Annotated in this window: 26 protein-coding genes; 9 read left to right on the top strand and 17 right to left on the bottom strand. The window is 60.2% G+C overall.

Features of this window, described 5'->3' with window-relative positions; translation table 11 throughout:
* Positions 1-200: 200 nt before the first annotated feature.
* On the bottom strand, positions 201-713 hold the full coding sequence (locus tag PAE61_RS12965) for a hypothetical protein (protein ID WP_271112795.1): 513 nt from the start codon (positions 711-713) through the stop codon (positions 201-203).
* 93 nt (positions 714-806) lie between these two features.
* On the opposite strand from PAE61_RS12965, the gene PAE61_RS12970 reads away from it, so the two are divergent.
* From PAE61_RS12970 to rfbA, 5 genes are all read left to right on the top strand, one after another.
* On the top strand, positions 807-1,919 hold the full coding sequence (locus PAE61_RS12970; protein WP_271112796.1) for a glycosyltransferase: 1,113 nt from the start codon (positions 807-809) through the stop codon (positions 1,917-1,919).
* A gap of 64 nt (positions 1,920-1,983) precedes the next feature.
* Positions 1,984-2,544: a dTDP-4-dehydrorhamnose 3,5-epimerase gene (gene rfbC, locus PAE61_RS12975; protein WP_271112797.1), complete on the top strand. Its 561-nt coding sequence runs from the start codon at positions 1,984-1,986 to the stop codon at positions 2,542-2,544.
* Positions 2,541-3,578: a dTDP-glucose 4,6-dehydratase gene (rfbB, locus tag PAE61_RS12980; protein ID WP_271112798.1), complete on the top strand. Its 1,038-nt coding sequence runs from the start codon at positions 2,541-2,543 to the stop codon at positions 3,576-3,578. The genes rfbC and rfbB overlap by 4 nt, the downstream gene beginning before the upstream one ends.
* Positions 3,579-3,583: 5 nt before the next feature.
* Positions 3,584-4,435: a dTDP-4-dehydrorhamnose reductase gene (gene rfbD / locus PAE61_RS12985; RefSeq protein WP_271112799.1), complete on the top strand. Its 852-nt coding sequence runs from the start codon at positions 3,584-3,586 to the stop codon at positions 4,433-4,435.
* The gene (gene rfbA / locus PAE61_RS12990; RefSeq protein WP_271112800.1) at positions 4,432-5,304 is read left to right on the top strand and encodes a glucose-1-phosphate thymidylyltransferase RfbA; all 873 of its coding nucleotides are present in this window, start codon (positions 4,432-4,434) and stop codon (positions 5,302-5,304) included. The genes rfbD and rfbA overlap by 4 nt, the downstream gene beginning before the upstream one ends.
* 1 nt (position 5,305) lies before the next feature.
* Here rfbA and gph read toward each other — a convergent pair whose 3' ends face one another.
* The 12 genes from gph to PAE61_RS13050 form a co-directional block, all read right to left on the bottom strand.
* Complete coding sequence (gene gph / locus PAE61_RS12995) at positions 5,306-5,950, bottom strand: phosphoglycolate phosphatase (protein WP_271112801.1); 645 nt, start codon at positions 5,948-5,950, stop codon at positions 5,306-5,308.
* On the bottom strand, positions 5,947-6,654 hold the full coding sequence (gene rpe / locus PAE61_RS13000; protein ID WP_271112802.1) for a ribulose-phosphate 3-epimerase: 708 nt from the start codon (positions 6,652-6,654) through the stop codon (positions 5,947-5,949). Before rpe ends, gph begins: the two co-directional genes overlap by 4 nt.
* 86 nt (positions 6,655-6,740) lie before the next feature.
* Positions 6,741-7,670 (bottom strand): glycosyltransferase, encoded by a 930-nt coding sequence (locus PAE61_RS13005; RefSeq protein WP_271112803.1) that lies wholly within the window; start codon positions 7,668-7,670, stop codon positions 6,741-6,743.
* A 99-nt stretch (positions 7,671-7,769) separates the two neighbouring features.
* On the bottom strand, positions 7,770-8,315 hold the full coding sequence (locus tag PAE61_RS13010) for a hypothetical protein (protein WP_271112804.1): 546 nt from the start codon (positions 8,313-8,315) through the stop codon (positions 7,770-7,772).
* A gap of 9 nt (positions 8,316-8,324) precedes the next feature.
* Positions 8,325-9,056: a flagellar basal body L-ring protein FlgH gene (gene flgH, locus PAE61_RS13015; RefSeq protein WP_271112805.1), complete on the bottom strand. Its 732-nt coding sequence runs from the start codon at positions 9,054-9,056 to the stop codon at positions 8,325-8,327.
* Positions 9,053-9,481 carry a flagellar basal body P-ring formation chaperone FlgA gene (flgA, locus tag PAE61_RS13020; RefSeq protein WP_271112806.1) on the bottom strand — a complete coding sequence of 143 codons (429 nt, stop codon included), beginning with the start codon at positions 9,479-9,481 and terminating at the stop codon, positions 9,053-9,055. Before flgA ends, flgH begins: the two co-directional genes overlap by 4 nt.
* Positions 9,481-10,266 carry a flagellar basal-body rod protein FlgG gene (gene flgG, locus PAE61_RS13025; protein WP_271112807.1) on the bottom strand — a complete coding sequence of 262 codons (786 nt, stop codon included), beginning with the start codon at positions 10,264-10,266 and terminating at the stop codon, positions 9,481-9,483. The genes flgA and flgG overlap by 1 nt, the downstream gene beginning before the upstream one ends.
* 11 nt (positions 10,267-10,277) lie before the next feature.
* Complete coding sequence (locus tag PAE61_RS13030) at positions 10,278-10,994, bottom strand: flagellar hook-basal body complex protein (protein ID WP_271112808.1); 717 nt, start codon at positions 10,992-10,994, stop codon at positions 10,278-10,280.
* Positions 10,995-11,261: a flagellar biosynthetic protein FliQ gene (locus PAE61_RS13035; RefSeq protein WP_271112809.1), complete on the bottom strand. Its 267-nt coding sequence runs from the start codon at positions 11,259-11,261 to the stop codon at positions 10,995-10,997.
* Position 11,262: 1 nt separating this feature from the next.
* Positions 11,263-11,541, bottom strand: coding sequence for a flagellar hook-basal body complex protein FliE (gene fliE / locus PAE61_RS13040; RefSeq protein WP_271112810.1), 279 nt, complete (start codon positions 11,539-11,541; stop codon positions 11,263-11,265).
* Between the two features lie 11 nt (positions 11,542-11,552).
* Positions 11,553-11,945, bottom strand: coding sequence for a flagellar basal body rod protein FlgC (flgC, locus tag PAE61_RS13045; protein WP_271112811.1), 393 nt, complete (start codon positions 11,943-11,945; stop codon positions 11,553-11,555).
* 3 nt (positions 11,946-11,948) lie between these two features.
* The gene (locus tag PAE61_RS13050) at positions 11,949-12,335 is read right to left on the bottom strand and encodes a FlgB family protein (protein WP_271112812.1); all 387 of its coding nucleotides are present in this window, start codon (positions 12,333-12,335) and stop codon (positions 11,949-11,951) included.
* A gap of 96 nt (positions 12,336-12,431) precedes the next feature.
* Here PAE61_RS13050 and PAE61_RS13055 point away from each other — a divergent pair, with 96 nt between their 5' ends.
* Both PAE61_RS13055 and PAE61_RS13060 read left to right on the top strand, forming a co-directional pair.
* The gene (locus tag PAE61_RS13055) at positions 12,432-13,781 is read left to right on the top strand and encodes a FliI/YscN family ATPase (protein WP_271112813.1); all 1,350 of its coding nucleotides are present in this window, start codon (positions 12,432-12,434) and stop codon (positions 13,779-13,781) included.
* A gap of 75 nt (positions 13,782-13,856) precedes the next feature.
* Positions 13,857-14,585, top strand: coding sequence for a Crp/Fnr family transcriptional regulator (locus tag PAE61_RS13060; RefSeq protein ID WP_271112814.1), 729 nt, complete (start codon positions 13,857-13,859; stop codon positions 14,583-14,585).
* A gap of 21 nt (positions 14,586-14,606) precedes the next feature.
* On the opposite strand, the gene PAE61_RS13065 is transcribed toward PAE61_RS13060, so the two are convergent.
* The 3 genes from PAE61_RS13065 to PAE61_RS13075 are packed head-to-tail and all read right to left on the bottom strand — an operon-like array spanning position 14,607 to position 17,715.
* Complete coding sequence (locus tag PAE61_RS13065; RefSeq protein WP_271112815.1) at positions 14,607-15,449, bottom strand: extensin-like domain-containing protein; 843 nt, start codon at positions 15,447-15,449, stop codon at positions 14,607-14,609.
* A gap of 3 nt (positions 15,450-15,452) precedes the next feature.
* Entirely contained in the window at positions 15,453-16,907 is a 1,455-nt protein-coding gene (locus tag PAE61_RS13070; RefSeq protein WP_271112816.1) for a L,D-transpeptidase family protein, read from the bottom strand.
* A 58-nt stretch (positions 16,908-16,965) separates the two neighbouring features.
* Positions 16,966-17,715 carry a GntR family transcriptional regulator gene (locus tag PAE61_RS13075; RefSeq protein WP_271112817.1) on the bottom strand — a complete coding sequence of 250 codons (750 nt, stop codon included), beginning with the start codon at positions 17,713-17,715 and terminating at the stop codon, positions 16,966-16,968.
* 270 nt (positions 17,716-17,985) lie between these two features.
* On the opposite strand from PAE61_RS13075, the gene rnhB reads away from it, so the two are divergent.
* Together rnhB and PAE61_RS13085 are read left to right on the top strand one after the other, a co-directional pair.
* Positions 17,986-18,618 (top strand): ribonuclease HII, encoded by a 633-nt coding sequence (gene rnhB, locus PAE61_RS13080; RefSeq protein WP_271112818.1) that lies wholly within the window; start codon positions 17,986-17,988, stop codon positions 18,616-18,618.
* 103 nt (positions 18,619-18,721) lie between these two features.
* Complete coding sequence (locus PAE61_RS13085; RefSeq protein ID WP_271112819.1) at positions 18,722-19,834, top strand: site-specific DNA-methyltransferase; 1,113 nt, start codon at positions 18,722-18,724, stop codon at positions 19,832-19,834.
* Positions 19,835-20,050: 216 nt separating this feature from the next.
* Here PAE61_RS13085 and PAE61_RS13090 read toward each other — a convergent pair whose 3' ends face one another.
* Entirely contained in the window at positions 20,051-21,175 is a 1,125-nt protein-coding gene (locus PAE61_RS13090) for an alkane 1-monooxygenase (protein WP_271112820.1), read from the bottom strand.
* Positions 21,176-21,201 lie beyond the last annotated feature (26 nt).

The raw sequence follows: 21,201 nt of genomic DNA on the forward strand, positions 1-21,201 counted from the left end.
TACAACCATAGCGGTAAATAGCCCAGGTTAATTTGGTCTTAATTCTACCCCTCTGAGTATCCGGTTGAGGTCCCAATATAAGGAAAATTCTACTCACATCTGGGGCTAAAATTCAGAAATAATTAATTATTTAAAGATATCTGAGATTCCATCGGCTGTATCCCGATCATGGAAACACTGGCAGGTTACACCTCAGAATGTCAGAAATTTTCAACCATTTGGCGATTGACGCGTTTCGGCATTTTGACCGCGCAGCACGTCTTCGCGGGCTTGGGCCAACACTCGCCATGACCTCGCGTATCCTTTTCCGGGAGGGGATAGCAGGTGTCCGCGATCGGCTGGACGCACTTGGTCCGATAGATCACGATCCTCACCGGCAGACCACAGAAGCCGTCATTCTGACGACGCCGCATATGCTTCACTTCGCGCAACGTCTCCAGTCGATCCTGGCCGAAACCGGTATCGAGGCTGAGATCTCTGATAATGACCGCGGCGCTGCTCAGGCCGAACTGGTCTTCGCTTTCGCGCCGCAGAATTTTCCTGCAGCTCCCGCTGCACGCACCATCGCATTCCAGGTTGAACAATCCACGCTGCCGGGCCGCTGGACATGTCAATATCTTAGCAAACTGTCCGATTTTCGCGCCGTATTCGACTATTCCCTGACAAATATCAGCGCGATGCAGGGCCATGTTCCTCTTCAGAAAATTTTCCATGTCCCTTTCTCACCTGCCGGGAGGGTCCAGATCAGAATGGGTAGGTCCCGCCGGGTGCTGTTTTATGGAGATACCAGCCCGGATCGGCGCCGAATGATGCTGCAAAAAATCAGCGCCGCAGTACCAGAACTTGAGATCGAGAATAACCTTTTCGGGTCGCACCTGTCGGATCGGCTGAGGGAGACGGATATCGTCCTGAACCTCCACGCCGCCCAGGACGGATTACTTGAAACCGCCCGGATATCAGAGGCTTTGGCACATGGTTGTCTGGTCGTCAGTGAAGAATCCCTCGATCAGGACCAGTTAGAAGCTGATCGTCGGTTGATTTTCGCGCCTCAGGATGATCCGGCAGCGCTCACAGCCACTCTGCGCGGGTTGCTTGACGATCCGGATAAATATCGACGCCATCAGCTTGGCGGCAATCGCCCCCAGCCCGATCTTTTCCGCAACGGCATCCTGCGGGGGCTACAAGGTCTGCGCATCATCTCGCCCGATGTTTTTGAACAGCTCTCAGACGATTATCCGCAGCCCACACAGGCCCAGAAGGGAGAGTTATCCCGCATCTGCCTTACCCTGCCCGAAACTACAGCCCGCACCCGCGCCTTCGACGCACAAAGTGACAGTTCGTTTTTTCAGCTTTGGCCCGGCATGAAGGCAACGCCGGGTTGGCGCGGCGCGGCGCTCAGCTATCGCCATATCATGCGGAAGCTGCGCAGCGCTGAGGTGACCGAAGCACTGGTCGTGGAAGATGACGTTCTGCTGCCAGCAGATTTCGAGCGTCGGCTGCTGTCAATCCGGCGATATATGGATGAATGCGATGCAGATCTGTTTTCGGGGATGATCGTGGATCTGCACAAAGATGCGCGGGTGCTGGACGTCAAGCGGCGTGACGGGATGTGTATTGTCCAGCTGGATCGCGCAGTCACCATGATATGTAACCTGTATCGCCGCCGAATGATCGACTATCTGGCACAGTGGAATGACCGCGACGACAATGCCTTCACCAATACGATCGACCGCTACATGGAGCAGGCGACCCATCTGAAAGTCATCACCACCCTGCCTTTCATGGTGGATTATCGCAGCGAAACACCCTCTACGCTGCGCAAATCGGACAACAGCGCTTTCGATGCGCTCAGGGCAAAATCCGAGAAAATGCTTGCCGAGCGTGTCTCGGAATTCGAACTCTCAGCCTCGCTGCTATAAGCAAACTTGTACTGACCCGGGTCATGTGGCAGTTCAGCAGCCATTAAACCCGCGAGGAACCGCTATGCAGATCGAGACCACGCCCCTTCCCGGAGTGCTTCTTCTGACCCCGCGCCGCCACGGAGATGCGCGCGGCTTCTTCAGCGAAAGCTGGAACCGGAAGACACTGGAAGATGCCGGCGTCACTCTTCCGGAATTTGTTCAGGACAACCATTCGCTTTCCAGTGCCGCAGGCACCATACGCGGTCTTCACTATCAATCGCCGCCCAAGGCTCAGGGCAAGCTGGTACGCTGCGGACGCGGTGCGCTGTACGATGTGGCAGTCGATGCCCGCAAGGGAAGCCCGACATATGGTCGCTGGTTCGGCGCAGAACTCAGCTTCGAGAATGGTCGCCAACTATGGATCCCCGCAGGATTCCTGCATGGTTTCGCGACATATGAGCCGGATACCGAAATCGTCTATAAATGCACCGATCATTATTCGGCGGAACATGACGGCGCGGTCCGCTGGGATTCGCTCGGTATCGACTGGGGGGTCGAAAATCCGATCCTGTCGGAAAAGGACCGTAATGCACCGGCCTTCGTCCAGTGGGAAACACCATTCACATTCGAGGCCGAAGAATGAAAATACTGGTTACCGGCGGTGCCGGCTTCATCGGCTCTGCTGTTGTGCGTCAGGCAATCCGCGACGGGCATGAGGTCGTCAATCTCGACATGCTGACCTATGCCGCCAATCCCCAGAACGTCGCCAGCGTCTCTGATGCGCCGGGCTATGCGTTCGAGCAGGTGGATATCCGTAATCGCGATGAACTCGACCGGGTTTTTGCCGAACATGAACCGGATGCGGTGATGCATCTGGCAGCCGAATCCCATGTCGACCGTTCGATTGACGGACCCGGCGCATTCATTGAGACGAATATAAACGGCACCTATAATCTGCTTGAGGCCGCCCGCCGGTACTGGACCGAACAGGGCAAGCCGGAAGATTTCCGTTTCCATCATATCTCGACCGATGAGGTTTTCGGCTCGCTTGGCGATGAGGGTCAGTTTACCGAAGAAACACCCTATGATCCCCGCAGCCCCTATTCGGCATCCAAGGCAGCAAGCGATCATCTGGTCCGCGCATGGCATGAAACCTATGGCCTGCCGGTCGTGATGACCAATTGCTCGAATAATTACGGACCCTTCCACTTCCCCGAGAAACTTGTCCCGGTCGTGATCCTTAAGGCTCTCGCCGGCGAAAAGATCCCGGTCTATGGCGATGGCGGCAATGTCCGCGACTGGCTTTATGTCGAGGATCATGCAGACGCGCTGCTGACGGTTCTGCAGAAGGGCGATATAGGCCGCAGCTATAATATCGGCGGTGAGAATGAGGCGAAGAACATCGATCTCGTCCGCACGATCTGCACACATATGGATGAGTTGCACCCGCAGGGTGCGCCGCATGACGGGCTGATCACATTCGTCACCGACCGGCCCGGCCATGATCGCCGCTATGCGATCGACCCGACGCGGATCCGCACCGAATTGGGATGGCGCCCCTCCGTCACGGTCGAGGAAGGGCTGCGCCGCACGGTTGAGTGGTATCTGGAGAATGAAGACTGGTGGCGCCCCCTGCTTCAGCGCGACGGTGTCGGCAAACGGCTGGGGACGGGATAAGCGGCATGAACGAATTGCTGATCTTCGGAAAGACCGGGCAGGTTGCGACGGAATTGGCGCGTATCGCACCTGATGCGAATTTCGCAGGCCGTGACGAAGCCGATCTGACTGATCCCGAATCCTGCGCAGAACTGATAGGGCACAGACAGCCCCGCGCGGTCATCAACGCAGCGGCCTATACCGCTGTGGACAAAGCCGAAACCGACCGGGAAACCGCCCGTCTGGTCAATGCGGCTTCACCTGCCGCAATGGCGCAGGCCTGTGCCGGGCTGAATATTCCCTTCATTCACATCTCGACCGACTATGTCTTTGACGGAAGCGGCGATCAGCCGCGCAGTGAGGATGAGCCGACCGGACCTCTCGGCGTTTACGGCCAGACCAAGCTTGACGGAGAACGCGGCATCGTAGCCTCGGGCGCTCAATACGCAATCATGCGGACAAGCTGGGTGTTTTCGGCTCATGGCAATAATTTCGTCAAGACAATGCGCCGTCTGGGAGGTGAGCGTGACCGGCTGACCATCGTCGCGGATCAGATCGGTGGACCGACTGCAGCCGCCGATATCGCCCGCGCCGCGCTGACCATTGCCGAGGCCATGACCGGGGATAAGGGCAAAGGCGGCATCTATCACTTCGCAGGCGGGCCGGATGTCAGTTGGGCCGATTTCGCGCGTGAGATCTTCCGGCAATCCGATCTGAGCCCCAAAGTCGTCGATATCCCCACCAGCGACTATCCGACCCCGGCGGCCAGACCGCTGAACTCCCGGCTGGATTGCAGCGCCATCACAAGTGATTTCGGAATTGAGCGGCCTGATTGGCGCAGCTCACTGAACAGCGTCATCAAGGAACTGAACGCATGACCGACCGCAAGGGCATTATTCTCGCCGGAGGTTCCGGCACTCGGCTTTATCCCATTACGATGGGGGTCTCGAAGCAGCTTCTGCCGGTCTATGATAAGCCGATGATATATTATCCGGTCAGCGTATTGATGCTGGCAGGGATCCGCGAGGTCGCCATCATCACCACACCCGAAGACCAGACCCAGTTCCAGCGCCTGCTTGGCGATGGCAGCCAGTGGGGGTTGCAGTTTACCTATATCGTCCAGCCATCGCCCGACGGACTGGCGCAGGCCTATCTTCTTGCGAAGGATTTTCTGGCCGGAGCACCCTCTGCTATGGTGCTTGGCGACAATATCTTCTTCGGTCACGGCCTGTCCGAATTGCTGAGATCGGCAGGCGGCAAGACGCAGGGCGGCACGGTCTTCGGCTACCGCGTCGCCGACCCGGAACGTTATGGGGTGGTGGATTTCGATCCCGAAGGCCGTGTGCGTTCGATCATCGAAAAGCCCTCCGTTCCACCCTCGCATTTCGCCGTGACCGGGCTGTATTTCCTTGACGGCACAGCCCCCGACCGCGCCGCAAGCGTCCAGCCATCCGAGCGTGGAGAGCTGGAGATCACAACCCTGCTGGAGACCTATCTGCATGACGGCTCACTGACCGTTGAGCGTATGGGGCGTGGCTATGCCTGGCTGGATACCGGCACGCATGGCAGCCTTCTGGATGCCGGTAACTTTGTCCGTACTTTGGAAAAACGGCAGGGCCTTCAGACCGGTTGCCCGGACGAAATCGCCTTCGATCAGGGCTGGATAGATGCCGAACAACTTGGCCGCCGCGCAAAGCTTTTCTCGAAGAATGATTACGGGCATTATCTGGCGGGGCTGCTGAGATAGATCACGCTGCAGCGCGGATCAGCTCCGGAAGCTCTGCAAAATCCGAGAAAAGAGCGCGATAGCGCAGCCTGTCGAACGGGATATGCGCATAACCTTCGGTGAACATCAGAAATGGCAGATTCGCCGCTTCGGCGGCGGCGGCATCGACTTCGCTGTCACCGATATAGATCGCGGCACCCTCGCCCAACTTGCGCCGCGTATGCAGCAGCATCGCCGGGTAGGGCTTGCGCGGCAGCCCGCTGTCACCGCCGGTAACGCTTACGAAATAACCGTCCAGCCCCAGATGCCGCAGAACCGCCCTCGCCGCTCCGGTGGGCTTATTCGTGCAAACCGCCATCCGATGTCCGTCCTGACGCAGAATATCCAGCGTCTGCAGAACATTCGGATAAAGGCGGGTCAGTTCAACCGCGTCCTCATAGCGCGACAGCATATTCGCAGCCATACGCTCGGACCGCGCGGGATCGTCGATGCCCCGCGCCCGCAGCACCTGATCCATCAGATAGGGAACTCCGCGCCCGATAAATCCCCGGACCGTATCAAGATCGAAACTCTCAAGTCCCTCATCCGCCAGCACGGCATTCACCGTTGCGCGAATATCGGCAGCGCTGTCGATCAATGTCCCGTCGAGGTCGAACATCACATTCATGACGGGTCGCGTCCGCGCAGTACCCCCTCGGCGGCACCCCTGATCGACGCAATATTCTGCCCGTAAACATGCTGATCGTTAACGGACCCGCCCCGAAACACCGCAGAACCCGCCACCAGCACATCCGCACCGGCCTGCGCCACAAGCGGAGCCGTCTTCGCATCGATACCACCATCGACCTGAATATGGATCGGACGAACCCCGATCATCCCGCGCAAACGGGCAATCTTGTCCACCTGAGAATGAATGAATTTTTGTCCGCCGAAGCCAGGATTAACCGACATGACCAGCACGAGATCGCATAAATCAAGCACATACTCGATAGCCTCGACCGGCGTTCCGGGATTTATGGCGACACCCGACTTCTTCCCCGTCGCCCTAATTGCCTGCAGCGTTCTGTGAATATGCGGCCCGGCCTCGACATGGGCGGTAATCAGATCGGCACCCGCCTCGGCATAAGCATCGATGAACGGATCGACCGGAGCGATCATCAGATGGACATCCATGAATGTCGTCACATGCGACCGGAACGCCTTCACGGCGGGCGGGCCGAAGGTCAGATTCGGCACGAAATGCCCGTCCATCACATCCACATGAACCCAGTCAGCCCCCTCATCCTGAACGGCACGGATCTCGCGTCCGAAATCAGCGAAATCCGCCGACAGGATGGAAGGTGCAATCTTGATCTTGCGGTCGAAGCTCATTTCCGTTCTCGCTCTGCATGGCCATCTGCGTTGCCCGAGGCATAGGGCCGAACCGGCGCAAGCGTCAACTGAAGACAGGGCGGATGCTACCCGCGTGACAGCCGTCCCATGATCGCTGCGGTATAGAGCGCGATCGTGCCCGGCCAGGTCTGCCTGCGTATACCAAGCCGCGCGAATTGCGCCGCCATTTTCCAGCCCGGCTGCGCCAATGCATGGCTGAATGCCGACAGCAACTGCCGGTTTTCCTTTGTTAGCTCGTCCTCTGCCAGTCGCAGCGCCTCGGCATTCATCCGCAACCAGCCCCCATATTCACCTTCGAAAAGCTGACCGAGACGAAACCTCATGGCCGCGAAAGTGTCGTTGCGTCCTATCAGGTTATCGCCATGCTGACGGTATAAAAGCACTTCGACATCATCGCGCAGGACCTTCATGCCTGCCCCGGAAATGATCTGGTACAACCACCAGTCATGCGATTCGAGAGACAGGGCCGACGCCGTCTCTGCCGCGCGACACGCAATGGCCACAGCCTGCGGAGTCAGCACGCATGTATTGCCACCGGTCACCGCCTGAACAAGGGCATTCCGAAAGGTAAAAGGCCCGGGAAACCGCATCGAGCCTGTGATCGGGTTCAGCGCCTCATCGCAAATCGTCGTACGGGCGGAGTACAGCCCTGCCCCCGGATGCCTGCTCAGCATGTCCAGCGAATGCTCAAGCTTGTCGTCCCGCCAGACATCATCCTGATCCGCGAAGGCCAGATATTCACCATCTTGCGCCTGTGCGATCAGCGACAGGAAATTACATGTCGCGCCGGCGCAAGGTCCGTTAACGATCTTCACCTGACCAGAGGGACGCGCTGTCGCAAATCTGCGCACGATCTCCGGGCCGTCATCGCGCGAGCCGTCATCCGACACGATCAGCCGCCAGTCGGAATGAGTCTGCGCGGCGATACTGTCCAACTGCGCGGCGATATGCTCGGCACCCTGATAAAGCGCCAGACCGATAACAACCCGAGCCACGCTCTTCCCTTCACTTCACGTTTTGTTAACGCCGCCTCCGCCGATCACCCGCTTGTGCCGCAATCCGCGCGTTTTCTGCAAGGGGTTTCCGTGACGATTTCAGGCAGCCGCCTGCCGCGCAATATCTTCTATCAGAACCTGAGTAACGATCCCCCCGGAAGCCTTGTGCGCGGTGTCCAGCAAAGTCCTGCGCAGGCGCTGCATACGCGGTTCGATCGTATAATTGCCATCGAACCCGCCCGTATTGGCGTAAATCATCAAAGACCGCAGCAATGCGTCGCGCAGGAGGTATTCCTGGCTGAAAACCGCCTCTTGCTGATCATAAGGCATTTCAAGCGTCAGGGTGAACACCATCACCCCATCCAGTCGGTCCCGATGCATGACCGGAACGAAGAACTGCGTCGGAAAGCGGAAATATGCGGAATCCTCAGCCTGTTCTTCCTCCTCGTCTGCACGGCCCTCTCCGGCATCCGCGTCATTCTCATCAGATTCGTGGCCACTAGCCCCTTTATCCGGCAATGCCTCATCGGCACCGACAGCACCTGCGTCGGATTTTCCGTCACCCGGTCTGAGCATTTCACCCGCGAACAGACCACCCGCAACAACAGCGATCAGGATAAGTGGCAGCAAGAGTTTCCTGAGCATCGGAATTCCCTAGTAAGGCAAAAGAACATCTGCGATCTGCTGGCCGTATCGGGGCTGTTGCACATCGGAAATCTGACCCCGACCGCCATAGGAAATCCGGGCACCCGCGATCCGGTCATAAGAAATTTCATTGCTGCGCATGATATCTTCAGGTCGGACAAAGCCTGAAACGGTCAGTTCCCGCATCTCGAAATTCACCCTGACCTCCTGACTACCCTGAATATGCAGGGTTCCGTTCGGCAGGCGATCAATGACAGTCGCCGCGACGCGCAATGTCAGCTTGTCACGCCGTGAGATCTTCCCGCTGCCCTTATAACTTGAAGACGCATCCGCCTCGACCAGACTGGCAGCGCTTGCGCCTTCCGGCAGCTTGCGGTCGAGACGCTGAGGCAGGCCGGCAAAGCTGGGAATCGTAACCTCATCCGCAGCGGATCGCGAGCGTTTCGAGCTGTTCGATATCTCTGCCCGGTCATCAATTTCGATGACCACGGTCATAATATCCCCGCGACTGGCAGCGCGGCGGTCGCGAACAAGCGAGTTGCGCTCACCCGACCAGAGCGAAGCGGCCGAGGCAGGTCGCTGCGGCCCCTTTGGCAGATCAAGTTCAGGCTCGGTCATGGCGATGAATTCCGGAGTGCTTTGGGGCGGACTCATGCCGGGCGGACGCCCTATGTGATCGGCCCGGTTGCAGGCAGCGCAGATCAGGGCCAGTCCTGCAAGTATCAGAATGCGATGCTTCATTTCAGTGCCGCCCTGCTGCTTGCTGAAATCAGCGTCCCGTCCGCCTTCACGATGGCCGGAATAGTGCTGCGCGAGGACAGGTTCATCGCCTGAATCATATCGCCTGCGGCACCTTCGTTCAGCGCCCGCGCCTCTGTTTCAATCCGAAGCCCTCCGGCCTCATGGACGATCCGAACGATCTGGTTTCGCGAGACCAGCACCGGATCGCGTAACGCACCGGCAACCACCGGACGGCCCGCATAGATCGTCACGCGGACCTGTCTGCCGATTGCGGCCTGCGGATCGGCGATGCCCGCCGCGACGGAATCATCCCATGCCAGATCCGATGCCGCGATTATCGTCCCGACCGGCAGATCCCGCGTTGAGATGGTTCCGGCTGCGGCGGTCAAAGGCAGCAGGATCAAGGCGCACAACACTCCGCGCATCAGCGCACCTGTACCGTCGCGCCGAGCATCTGATCGACAGCGGTGATCACCTTGGCGTTAAGCTCATAGCCGCGCTGAGCCTTGATCAGCTCGGTGATTTCCTTGACCGGATCGACAGCGCTTTCCTCAAGATAGCCCTGTCGGACGGTTCCCAGACCCTCCTGACCGGGTGTCGAGACCAATGCGGGACCGGACGCATTGGTTTCAAGGAAGAGATTCGATCCGGTGGCCTCAAGGCCTTTTTCATTCGCAAAACCGGCGAGGGTGAACTGACCCAGCATTTCCGGCTCTACCTGATTGTCGAAATAGGCATAAACCTCTCCATCTCCGTTAATCGTTACGCTTCGCGCATCGTCGGGAATGGTGATGCCCGGAGCCACGGGGAACCCGTCCGATGTCACGATCTGCCCGTCCTGAGAGCGTTTCAGTGCACCGTCGCGCGTATAGGCTGGCAGACCGGACGGCATCATCACCTCGATATAGCCGTGCCCGTCTATTGCCAGATCCAGATCGCCACCGGTCGATGACAGCGAACCCTGCGCGATATTCACCGTCACCGCCGCCGGTCGCGCACCAAGGCCAAGCTGGATGCCTGCCGGAATGATCGTTCCGTCCGCAGCCGAGATCGTGCCCGGCCGCGTCGCCTGCTGATAGTGAAGATCGGCGAACTCTGCCCGCCGCGCATTATAGCCGGTCGTCGACATATTCGCGAGGTTGTTGGAAATCACCTCGACACGGGTCTGCTGGGCGCTCATGCCGGTGGCGGCGATCTGAAGGGCTTTCATGATATGCTCCGTTAGCGGGTCATTGCGGTGATTGTGTCGCGGATGCGCCGATCCTCGCGGTCAAGCAGGCTCTGACCGATTTCATAGGCACGCTGAACCTGGATCATCCGGGTGATTTCGGCGATGGGATCGACATTCGAATCCTCCAGAAAGCCCTGCTGGATCCGCGCATCCACAGCAGGCGCAAGATCATCCCCCGCATCGAACAGGGTCCCGCCATGTCGCAGCATGATTTCAGGATCAGGCGCTGCAAAAAGCCCGATCCGGGCAAGCTGTTCGCCACCGGCTGACACGGTGCCGTCCGGGCCGATCGCCACCTGCGTCACGGGATCCGGGATCAGGATCGGCGCCAACCCTTCATCCAGCAGGCGATTGCCGTCGGCGGTCATCACCTCTCCTTCAGCGGACAGGAAAAAGGCACCTGCACGGGTGACCTTCGTCCCCACAGGAGTTTCGACCGCGAAAAACCCCGGCCCGTCTATGGCCAGATCATAGGTTCCGCCCGTCCGCGTCATCCCCGCCTGCTGAAGATCCAGCAAACGGCCACGCGCATGCGCCATCGACAAACCCTCGGACCCGTTCCCGGTCGCGGTGAGATATTCCGAGAAAATCACACCCTCGCGGCGGAACCCCGTGGTTTCGGCATTGGCGATATTATTGGCAATGACCTGCATTTCGCGCATCAGCCCGGATTGCCGGGTCATCGCGGCATAGATCGCGTTATCCATCTAGCCGCCCTCTATCAGCGGGATCAGGCGGTCGGTGAAGAACCCCGCCAGAAGCGATGTCATGAAGCTCATCGAGACCCAGAAAACCGCCAGCATCAGGCCGATTTTCGGCACGAAGGTCAGCGTCATTTCCTGCACCGAAGTCAGCGCCTGGAACAGACCGATGACCACCCCCGCAACCAGAGCCACGATCAGCAACGGTGCCGACATGCGCACCGCAATCCACAGCGCCTGCCGGACCAGGTCGAAGATCAGATTCTCATCCATCTCAGACCGGCATCCGCAGGATTTCCTGATAGGCCTCGACCACCTTGTCCCGAATGGCGACGGCCGCATCAAGCGCAAGCTCTGCCTCGGTCAGCGCCTGCACAAGCGCGTTCATATCGCTTTTGCCCGACATCGCGTCGATGGCCGTGCTGTCGGTGCCGGTCATTACCTTCTCGAATTCCCGGGCAGCCGAGCTCAGCCGGTTTTCGGGCGCAGAACCATCCGAAATGCTGCCCGTCGCGCGAAGATAGGCGGAAGCTGCGTTGGTTGCGGAAATCATCTGATCCTCCATCAGCGGCGAAGCAGGTCAAGCAGCGAGGCTGACATCTGCCGGGATTGTTCGAAGATGCGAAGATTGGCCTCATAGCTGCGGCCTGCCTCGCGGGCATCGGTGATTTCAGTGACCAGATCGACATTCGATCCGTCATAAAACCCCTGAGCATCCGCCATCGGATGCGCCGGATCGAAGATGCGGGACAGCCCGGCCCGGTCCAGAAACGGCGCAGAGGCCGCGACCATGCCGGTCTCTCTGCCATGATCCATGACCGTATCGAAACTGACCAGCTTGCGCCGGTAGCCTGGCGTATCCGCATTGGCGATATTTTCGGAAACATGACGCAGGCGATCCGCCTGAGCCTGCATCCCAGACGCGGCAATCTGTTTTGCGCTGACCAGCCTGTCCATGACTTACCCCCGCCGTCCGGCAGCCAGTCGCAGCATGTTCAGCGACGAACGATAGACCGCCAGCGAAAGCTCATGCTGGCGTTTGACGTCCGAGAACCGCACCATCTCGGCCTCAAGCGACACCGAGTTCCCGTTCGGTGAACGCCCACCCTGCTGCGTCACGATCCGAGTCCCCGTTGCCGAATCCGCCCCCAACAGATGCCCCGGACGCGTCGCCCGCAGAGATCCGCCCTGCATGTTCCGCCATGTCTCGGAAAAAGATGCCAGATCGCGCGTTCGATAGCCGGGCGTATCGGCATTCGCCACATTGCCCGCAACGATACCGGCACGCAAAGACGCATGTGCCGTCATCGCCCGCGCCATGCGGATGGTGTCCAGATTTTCCAACAAAGAGAATTCTCCTCTGCCGCGATAAACCCGGTCTTAAGGTGATTCCCTTTAGAAACAGTTTCGAAGCTCAGATTTCCGGCAGGATCGCAGGCAGCTATGCATAAACTCGACTCTATCGCGGCCCGCATCCGTCGCCTGCGTCCGGCTCGCTATTTCGGGACAGTGACCGGGATTCGCGCAGGGCTGGTCCGGGTCGCCGGGCTGAACGCCCATGCCTCGATCGGTGACCGCGTGCTGCTTTGCCCCGACCGCCATCTTGTCGGCGAGGTTGTGGCACTTGGTCCAAAAAACGCGGATATCCTGCCCGAATCCCCGCCCGAGGGCCTGTCCGTCGGCGCCGGGGTGGAACTGATCTTCGCGCCTTTTCTTGCCCCCTCGGATGGCTGGATTGGCCGTATCGTCAACCCGTTCGGAGAGCCTCTGGACGGGCGCGATCTGCCTCAGGGCAGCCAGCAGCGGCGCTTCATCAGCCCTGCCCCGGCGGCGGTGACGCGCAAGCGACTGGGGGCGCGGCTGGATACCGGGCTGGCCGTGTTCGACACGCTGCTGCCACTGGTGCGCGGGCAGCGGATCGGGCTTTTCGCGGGCTCGGGCGTGGGGAAATCGACCCTGCTTTCCGATCTGTCGCGCGGCGTCTCGGCAGATATCGTCGTCATCGCCCTGATCGGAGAGCGCGGGCGAGAGCTTCGCGAATTCGTCGAAACCGTGCTTGGAGCTGAAGGCATGGCACGGGCGGTGGTGGTCGCCGCGACGGCGGATCAGTCGCCACTGATCCGGCGGCGCTGTGCATGGGCGGCGATGGCCGTGGCGGAATATTTTCGCGATCTGGGTCGGCATGTGCTGTTCCTTGCCGATTCGATCACCCGCTTCGCCGAGGCACATCGCGAGATCGCGCTTGCCTCGGGAGAGGCCGCCTCGCATCGCGGCTATCCGCCTTCAACCGCGCATCAGATCATGTCGCTGGCCGAACGTGCCGGTCCCGGAGCCGAGGGCGCAGGCGATATTACCGGCATTTTCAGCGTGTTGGTGGCGGGATCGGATATGGAAGAGCCGGTTGCGGATATCCTGCGCGGCGTGCTGGACGGTCATGTCGTTCTGGACCGCGCCATCGCCGAGCGCGGGCGGTTTCCGGCTGTGGATGTGCTGCGCTCAGTGTCACGCGCCCTGCCCGCTGCAGCAAGCGACAGCGAAAACGCCCTGATCACGCGGGCGCGGGCCGCGCTTGGAACATATGCCGGGTCCGAGCTGATGATAAAGGCGGGGCTCTATGCGCCCGGCTCTGACCCCGCGCTGGATGAGGCGGTGCAGCTTTATCCCGCTCTGGACGATTTCGTGTCCCGGAAGGCTCCGGATGGCGTTGCGTCCAGTTTTTCCCTGCTGGAAACCGCGTTGCGGACGCCACATCCGCGCGGTTTCCAGCACATGATTGGAACCCAGACAGGTTAACCATTGTTATCTTCGGTCCGCATTGCGGTTTTGCGCGGGATTTTGCAATTTCGCACGGATAAGTAAGGACTTGCCGTGGCTGTTTCAGACTATTTCATCCGCTACCTGGAAAGACGCGATCTGCTGACGGATGCAGAGCGTGAGCGTCTTGCACGACTCGATACGCGCCGGGTCAAATTCGCACCTGGCGCCACCATCATCGCCCGGCAGGAGATCGTCGATCACAGTTGCCTGATGCTCAGCGGCATGTCCGCGCGCATCCATATGGTGCCTCGCGCGAATGACCGGGTCATCACCGCCCTGCATGTGCCTGGCGATTTCATCGACCTGCACGGTTTTGTGCTGGCCGGGCTGGAACATAATGTCGTCGCAATGGGTCCGGTCGAGGTCGAATTCGTCAGCCATGACCAACTGCGCGAGATCACGGATGACTGGCCGCATCTGACTCGGCTTTTATGGATGTCCACCACGATTGACGCCGCCATTCACCGGCAATGGCTGGTCGCTGCGGCCTCGCTGCGGTCAAGCGCACATCTCGCCCATCTTCTGTGTGAGCTTTATACGCGACTGCACTCGGTCGGCGCGGCTTCGGATCTCAGCTTTACCCTGCCGCTGCTTCAGCGCGATCTGGCGAATATCCTCGGCTACTCGCCCATCCATATCAACCGGGCCGTGCGCGACCTGCGCGAGCGTGGGCTGATCCGCTGGTCCGGGACCGAGGTTCAGATTCTCGACTGGCCGGGGCTGGCATCTCTGGCGCGGTTCACCCCGGAATATCTCGATCTGGAGAAGCTGGCCCGCTGAGCAAGGGCCGTACCCTTACCCTCACTCACATATCCGCCAGCCGCCAGAGCGGGCCGCGATGTCGAAATGCAGGTGATTATCATGCGCCGCATTCGATCCCGGCCCCAGAACCGTGGTGAAATACAGGCAGGCCCCGTGGCGGATCGCCTTCTGCACCGCCTCATCGACCGTGCCGCTGTCATGTCGCGGCACGATCATCATCTCCGAACCGTCGGACAGCGTCAGCCCGGCCACGTCGAACGCATTCCCCAACGCATGTTCCGAGAGTTTTTCCGAACTGCCGCCCACCCGCGCCCGGCACTGATAGGTCGAGCCCGGAATGATCCCGCTCACCTGCGGCGATGAAGGCAGACGCCGCACCGCAGGCTGCAATTCGCGCCGCACCCAAAGCGCCAACTGACGCGCGGTCTCGCACCGCATATCGGCACCTCCGGCAATACTCAGCCCGGGCTGGATCTCGGTGATCCGCACGGGTCGCGCAATCCCGCAATCCCGGTCCTCCGATGATCTCAGCGGCGCGATTTCCTCATAGGAAACACGCAGCATGGACAGCCCCAGAAGGCAGGATTGATAGGAAAACTCATCCTCCGCATAAAGCTGCCACACGGGCGGACCGCTCGGCGCGGGCATCCGGGCGGTCTCATTCGATTGCCCCTCCCCGTCTTCGGCAGCCCCCTCGGAACCGACATCCGGCACCGGCAGATCATCAGGACGCACAGGCGGGCGGGCATCCTGCATCAGCGCCGCATCGGGACGCGGCTCGGGTGACGGAACCGCAGCAGCGGACCCGTCCCTGTCCTGCTGCGCCCATGCCGGAGCCGCCAGAATCGCCAGTGCAAGAATGGCGGCGCAGCGCCCTTGCATGGCTTAATCCCCTGCCGCGCCGGGCGTGGTTTCGGTCGCAGCCCCGTCAGACTGCGGCAAAACAAACCCGCCCATCCCGGCAGGCAGCTGAGTCGCGGCAGGTTGCGGACCTCCGGGCGCGGTCACTTCGACCTCGGGAATATCCGAGGTGGCCGCCTCGACCGCCGCCGTCAGCGGATCGACCGGGACGGCAGCCGGAGTGGACACAGTCTCGCCGCCCTTCCCCGGAATGGCCGCAGGACTCCCGGCGGTTTGCGTATCAGGCGGAGCTTCTGATACAGCACCTGCCGCCACTGCATCTTGACCGGAAATCGCCACCGGCTTCCGCGCCGGAGCACGCGAGGAAAGCAATGTCAGCGACCCCGCATTTTCCGGCGCAGCGGCATCCGGGGCCGCAACACGCGCCGCCGCATTTGCCGCAGCCTGCACGGCACGCGACACGCCCGTCGCCTCGCCCATTACATCGGCAAGACTCGTCCCCGGCTCCAGAAATTCAACCGTCGTCGTGCCCGGCTGAACCATATAGGCCAGTTCCTCGGCATCCCAGTTCGTCAGGCGAACGCAACCATGCGACTGCCCCCGGAACAGCCCGGCCGGATTCGGCGTCCCATGCAGCCCGTAAGTCGGCTTGGTCAGCGCGATCCAGACCGACCCGACCGGCCCGTTCGGCCCCGGCGGAAGCGTCAGAACCGAGGTATTATTGCCCTGGGTGAAATTGATCGAGGGGTTATAGGTATATTCCGGGTTCATCGCCACGGCCCGCACCCGATGCGTCCCGCTTGGCGACGGGGTCTCGGACGAGCCGATCGTAGCCGGATAATTCACCACCATATGACCCTCATCGTCATAGGCGGCGACGCGATTCGTCCCCTTCTCGACAAAGATCTGGGCCACTTTCGCCCGCAATGGCTTCGACGGAGCGATCACCTTGATCGTATTTCCCGGCACCAGAGCGATACCGGGATTCAGCGCGACAAGGAAATCCTCATCCATGTGAAAACGCTCACCCAGCTTTTCCGCAACGCTGGTATAGCCGAGCGTCGTCATATTCGCCTTTTCCAGATAATCCGTCGGGATTTCACGGGTCAGATGCGCGGCATCGGCTTCGGTGATGGTATAATCCACCGTCATCGCACCGCCAGCAAAGGGCTGCAAAGCCGCCCAGACCGCCTCATCCATCACCCCGTCGGCAGGCAACCCGCTGCGACGCTCAAAGGCCGAGATGGCGCTGCGGCTCATCCCGCCGCGAATTCCGTCGATGACTCCGGGGGAAATCCCCGCGCGGTCCAGCAACACCTGAACCTTGACCGTGATCGCCGCCTGCCCGTCAGGCAGCGCACCTCCATCATAGCCCGCCATCTCGATCCCGGATGCGGTCACCGGCGCGGCTGTCGCGATACCCGGTCCTGAAACGCACAAAATCGCCGCCAGCACGGCGGGACAATGGCGGATATTCATTTATTAATCTCCTGCTTCGATAGGCAAACAACAAATACCGCAGAAAGGCGGTTCCGTGCTAGCGTGCGAAGCTGACCTTGTGTCCCGGCGGATAGACGCGCCGGGAATGCGACAATGCCCGCGCCCCGCACCATAAGGTGCGGTCAAGCGTCAGCACAGGCAAGCCCCTTTCGACGCCCAGATCGCCCGCGCATTCCGTATTCAGACGCGTCGCCAAAACCTCCATCCGGCCCGAAAGCTGGCTGACATTCTTTCGCATCCATTCCAGAGGCTCGGCCCGGCGGATCAGATCCTCTGTCAGCCCCTTCGTGCCCTGTGCCGACAAATATCCGACCTCGACGCAATAAGGAGAATCGTCCGCCTTGATCAGCGCACGATAGCGGATCAGCGGCTCGGTCTGCGAGACATGCATCACCGCCGCGATCCGGTCCGGAGCCCTGACGACATCCCGCTCGGTCAACTCATAGGTGTAACTTGAGCCGCAGGATTCGACTTCCTCGCGAATCAGGGATGCCCCGACCCCGGCCTCTGGTATGCTGGTATCGGCCACACGGGTTCCCACCCTGCGTCGCCGCTTGACGATACCGTCCTCGGCCAACTGGCTCAGCGCCCGGTTCACGGTGGCGCGGGCACAGCCCAATTCGGCGGCAAGCTGATGTTCGGTCGGGATCAACTGCCCCGCCGCCCAGATTCCCGTACGGATACGTCGGAGAATTTCGTCCTGCACCGCCTGCCATGTGTTCAGGCTGCGCCCTGCGGGCCTGATGGCCGTGGGCGCGATGGTTGTGTCATTCTTTGCAATCAGCATCAGTTCATCCTGCGCTCGAATGATACGCGCACAATAATACCTCATCTGGTCAGCCTTGCTGTCCGTATCTGCGATTAAACAGTTAAGCCTTTCGGTTTTGGGCGCGTCTTTGTAACACCCGTCGAGTTTCGCCCATTCTCTTCATCAGGAGCGAGCCAACTCTGCTACAACACAATACAACAACTCGCCAGTACAACTGTACTATAAAATGAAACACACCATCAAATATACATGATTTCCTGAATTTCTGCCATTCTTCAGGGGCGACAAATGGTCACAAAGCAATTACCTCCCCCCAGCTATGCTTATGAACTCGACGCAAACCGCACCGGTGCGCGACTTATCGCCGGTGTCGATGAGGCCGGTCGCGGACCGCTTGCGGGGCCCGTCACGGCAGCCGCGGTGATTCTGAATCCGCGCCGTCTGCCCCACGGTCTGAACGATTCGAAAAAGCTCAGCCTCCGCCAGCGGGACAGACTGGCCGAGGAGATCAGGGCAAGCTCGATCTGGTGCGTGGTTCATGTCGGCGCAGAAGAAATCGACAGCCTCAACATCCATCACGCCAGCCTCACAGCGATGAGCCGTGCCGTCGCCGGTCTTGCCCAAACGCCGGACGCCACGCTGATCGACGGAAAATTCGTGCCCCCCGCGCTTGCGGCAACGGGCCGAGCCATCGTCAAGGGCGATGCGGTCTGCCTTAGCATCGCGGCGGCCTCGATCCTGGCCAAGACCGAACGCGACCGGCTGATGGTGGATTTGGCGCAACAGTTTCCGGGCTATGGGTGGGAACGGAATGCGGGCTATCCCACGCCGGACCATAAATCGGCCCTGATGAGATTGGGGCCGACCCCATATCATCGGCATAGCTTTCGCCCCGTCCACAATATCTTGTGTAAAGAGTAAAACACAAGTGATTGATTCAAATAAATAAATTGACGCCGAATCAGCTCTGACTCATCATTCGGGCATACCAGACCGGAAAAATCCGGCGCATCGAGAGGCAGAGATGACCGAAAAAAACACCGCGCCAGCGGGCACGTTACCGCTGAACCAGATTCTTGAGGGCGACTGCATCGACGTCATGAACGCCCTGCCGGAAGGCAGTGTCGATCTGATCTTCGCGGACCCGCCCTATAACCTGCAATTGCGCGGCGATCTGCACCGCCCCGATAATTCCCGCGTCGATGCGGTGGACGATCACTGGGACCAGTTCGCCAGCTTCGCCGCCTATGACCAGTTCACCCGCGAATGGCTGGCCGCCGCACGCCGCCTGCTGAAACCGAATGGCGCGATCTGGGTCATCGGCAGCTATCACAATATCTTCCGCGTCGGGGCAGAATTGCAGAATCAGGGTTACTGGATCCTGAACGACGTGATCTGGCGCAAATCGAACCCGATGCCGAATTTCCGCGGCAAGCGGCTGACCAATGCCCATGAAACGCTGATCTGGGCCTCGAAATCCGAAAGCGCAAAATACACCTTCAATTACGAAGCGCTGAAATCCCTGAACGAAGGCATCCAGATGCGTTCCGACTGGGTGCTGCCGATCTGCAATGGCGGCGAGCGGCTGAAAAACGACAAAGGCGACAAGGCCCATCCGACCCAGAAGCCCGAATCACTTCTGCACCGCGTCCTGATCGGCACGACCAATCCCGGCGATGTCGTGCTGGACCCGTTCTTCGGCACTGGCACGACCGGCGCGGTGGCCAAGATGCTGGGCCGCGACTTTATCGGGATCGAACGCGAGGCGGGCTATCGCGAAGCCGCCACCAAACGCATGACCCGCATCCGCCGCCTGCATGCAGAAGCACTCGCCACCTCGACCGGCAAACGGGCCGAGCCGCGCGTTCCCTTCGGCCAGCTTGTCGAACGCGGCATGCTGCGCCCGGGGGAAGAGCTTTACTCGGTCGGCAACCGCCACAAGGCCAAGGTCCGCGCCGATGGCAGCCTGACCGGCGGCGACATCAAGGGCTCGATCCATCAGGTCGGTGCCAGGCTGGAGGGTGCGCCCTCCTGCAATGGCTGGACCTACTGGCATTTCAAGCGCGAGGGTAAACTTCTGCCCATCGACGCCCTGCGCCAGCAGATCCGCGATGAGATGGACGAACGTCCCAACTGATCCCAAAAATAACAGTTTCGCCATGTCCGACTGCCTCGCTCGTTCGGCACGGACACACTTGCCCCGCCGTCACCGATGGCGGGGTTTTTTCGTCCATAACCGGCGGCTTGCCTGATGCTCCGCTGTGGCAACAGCGTCGCCACTCACTGACCCCTCACCCCGGACGACGCCCAGTGTATCATCGGTGTACAGCCTGTGTACGCGTGGTGCAGACCCTCAAAGCGCCTTCCGGGGCATAGGCAATGTCCCGCGATTATATTCTGTCCAGTCCTCGATATCGGGATAGAATTGCCGCCGCCATGCCCGCACACGGGGGTTCATCCGCCGCCGCCACAAGGGCGGGATCATCGCCAGAAACGTCATGCCGGGATAGCCGAAAGGAAGCTGGGGCGCCTCATCCTCGCTATAAGTCTGAAGCAGAGGAAATCTCCGGTCAGGTTTATAGTGATGGTCGGAATGCCGCTGAAGATTGATCAGCAGCCAGTTCGAGGCCGTATGCGAGGCATTCCAGCTGTGCCGGGGCAGAACATGTTCATAACGACCATCGCCCAGATGGCGGCGTGTCAGCCCGTAATGTTCGACATAATTGGTCAGCTCAAGCTGCCATATGGCGATGAATGCCTGCCACAGGAACAGCGCCAGCCCCTGCCAGCCGCCAAGGATCAGCGCCAGCAGGATCATGCCCGCCTGCAGGATCGCATAGCGCCAGAACGGATTGCGCCGGTCGGTCACAGGCCGCCCCGCCCGTGCCAAAAGGTTCTTTTCAGCCCGCCATGCGCTTTGCAGACCCTCGGTCACGACCCGCCAGAAAAACCGGTGGAACCCCTCATTATATCGGGCCGAAACAGCATCTCGCGGCGTGGCAACCCAGCTGTGATGCACCAGCAGATGCTCGGTCCGGAAATGCGAATACAGCGTCGAGGCCAGAAGCAGATCGCCCAGCCAGCGCTCCCATTTCGGGCGCTGATGCAGCAATTCATGAGCATACACCATGCCAATCGTACCGCTGGCGACGCCAAGTCCGAAGAACAGGCCAAGCTTCTCCCACCCGGACAGATCCGAGCGCACGGAATACCAGATCAGCCCAAAGATCAGGCAGAACTGTACCGGAAACCAGATGACGGTGACGGCACGATACCAGAAAAGCTGCTCAACCGGCGTTTCAGTATCGGGATTTTCCTCGTTCAGCCCCAGGACGAGATCCAGCCCGGTCACCAGATACCACGCATAGACCGGCATCAGGCCCCACCACCAGCCACCCTGAGCCGCAGCAAGCACGGCCAGAGGCACCAGCCCAAGCGACATCCAGAACGGCAATGCTGAGCGGAACGAATTTGTCATGATCCGCGCTATAGTCCAAATCCCGA

The sequence above is a fragment of the Paracoccus aerodenitrificans genome (genome assembly GCF_027913215.1).
Lineage (GTDB): Bacteria > Pseudomonadota > Alphaproteobacteria > Rhodobacterales > Rhodobacteraceae > Paracoccus > Paracoccus aerodenitrificans.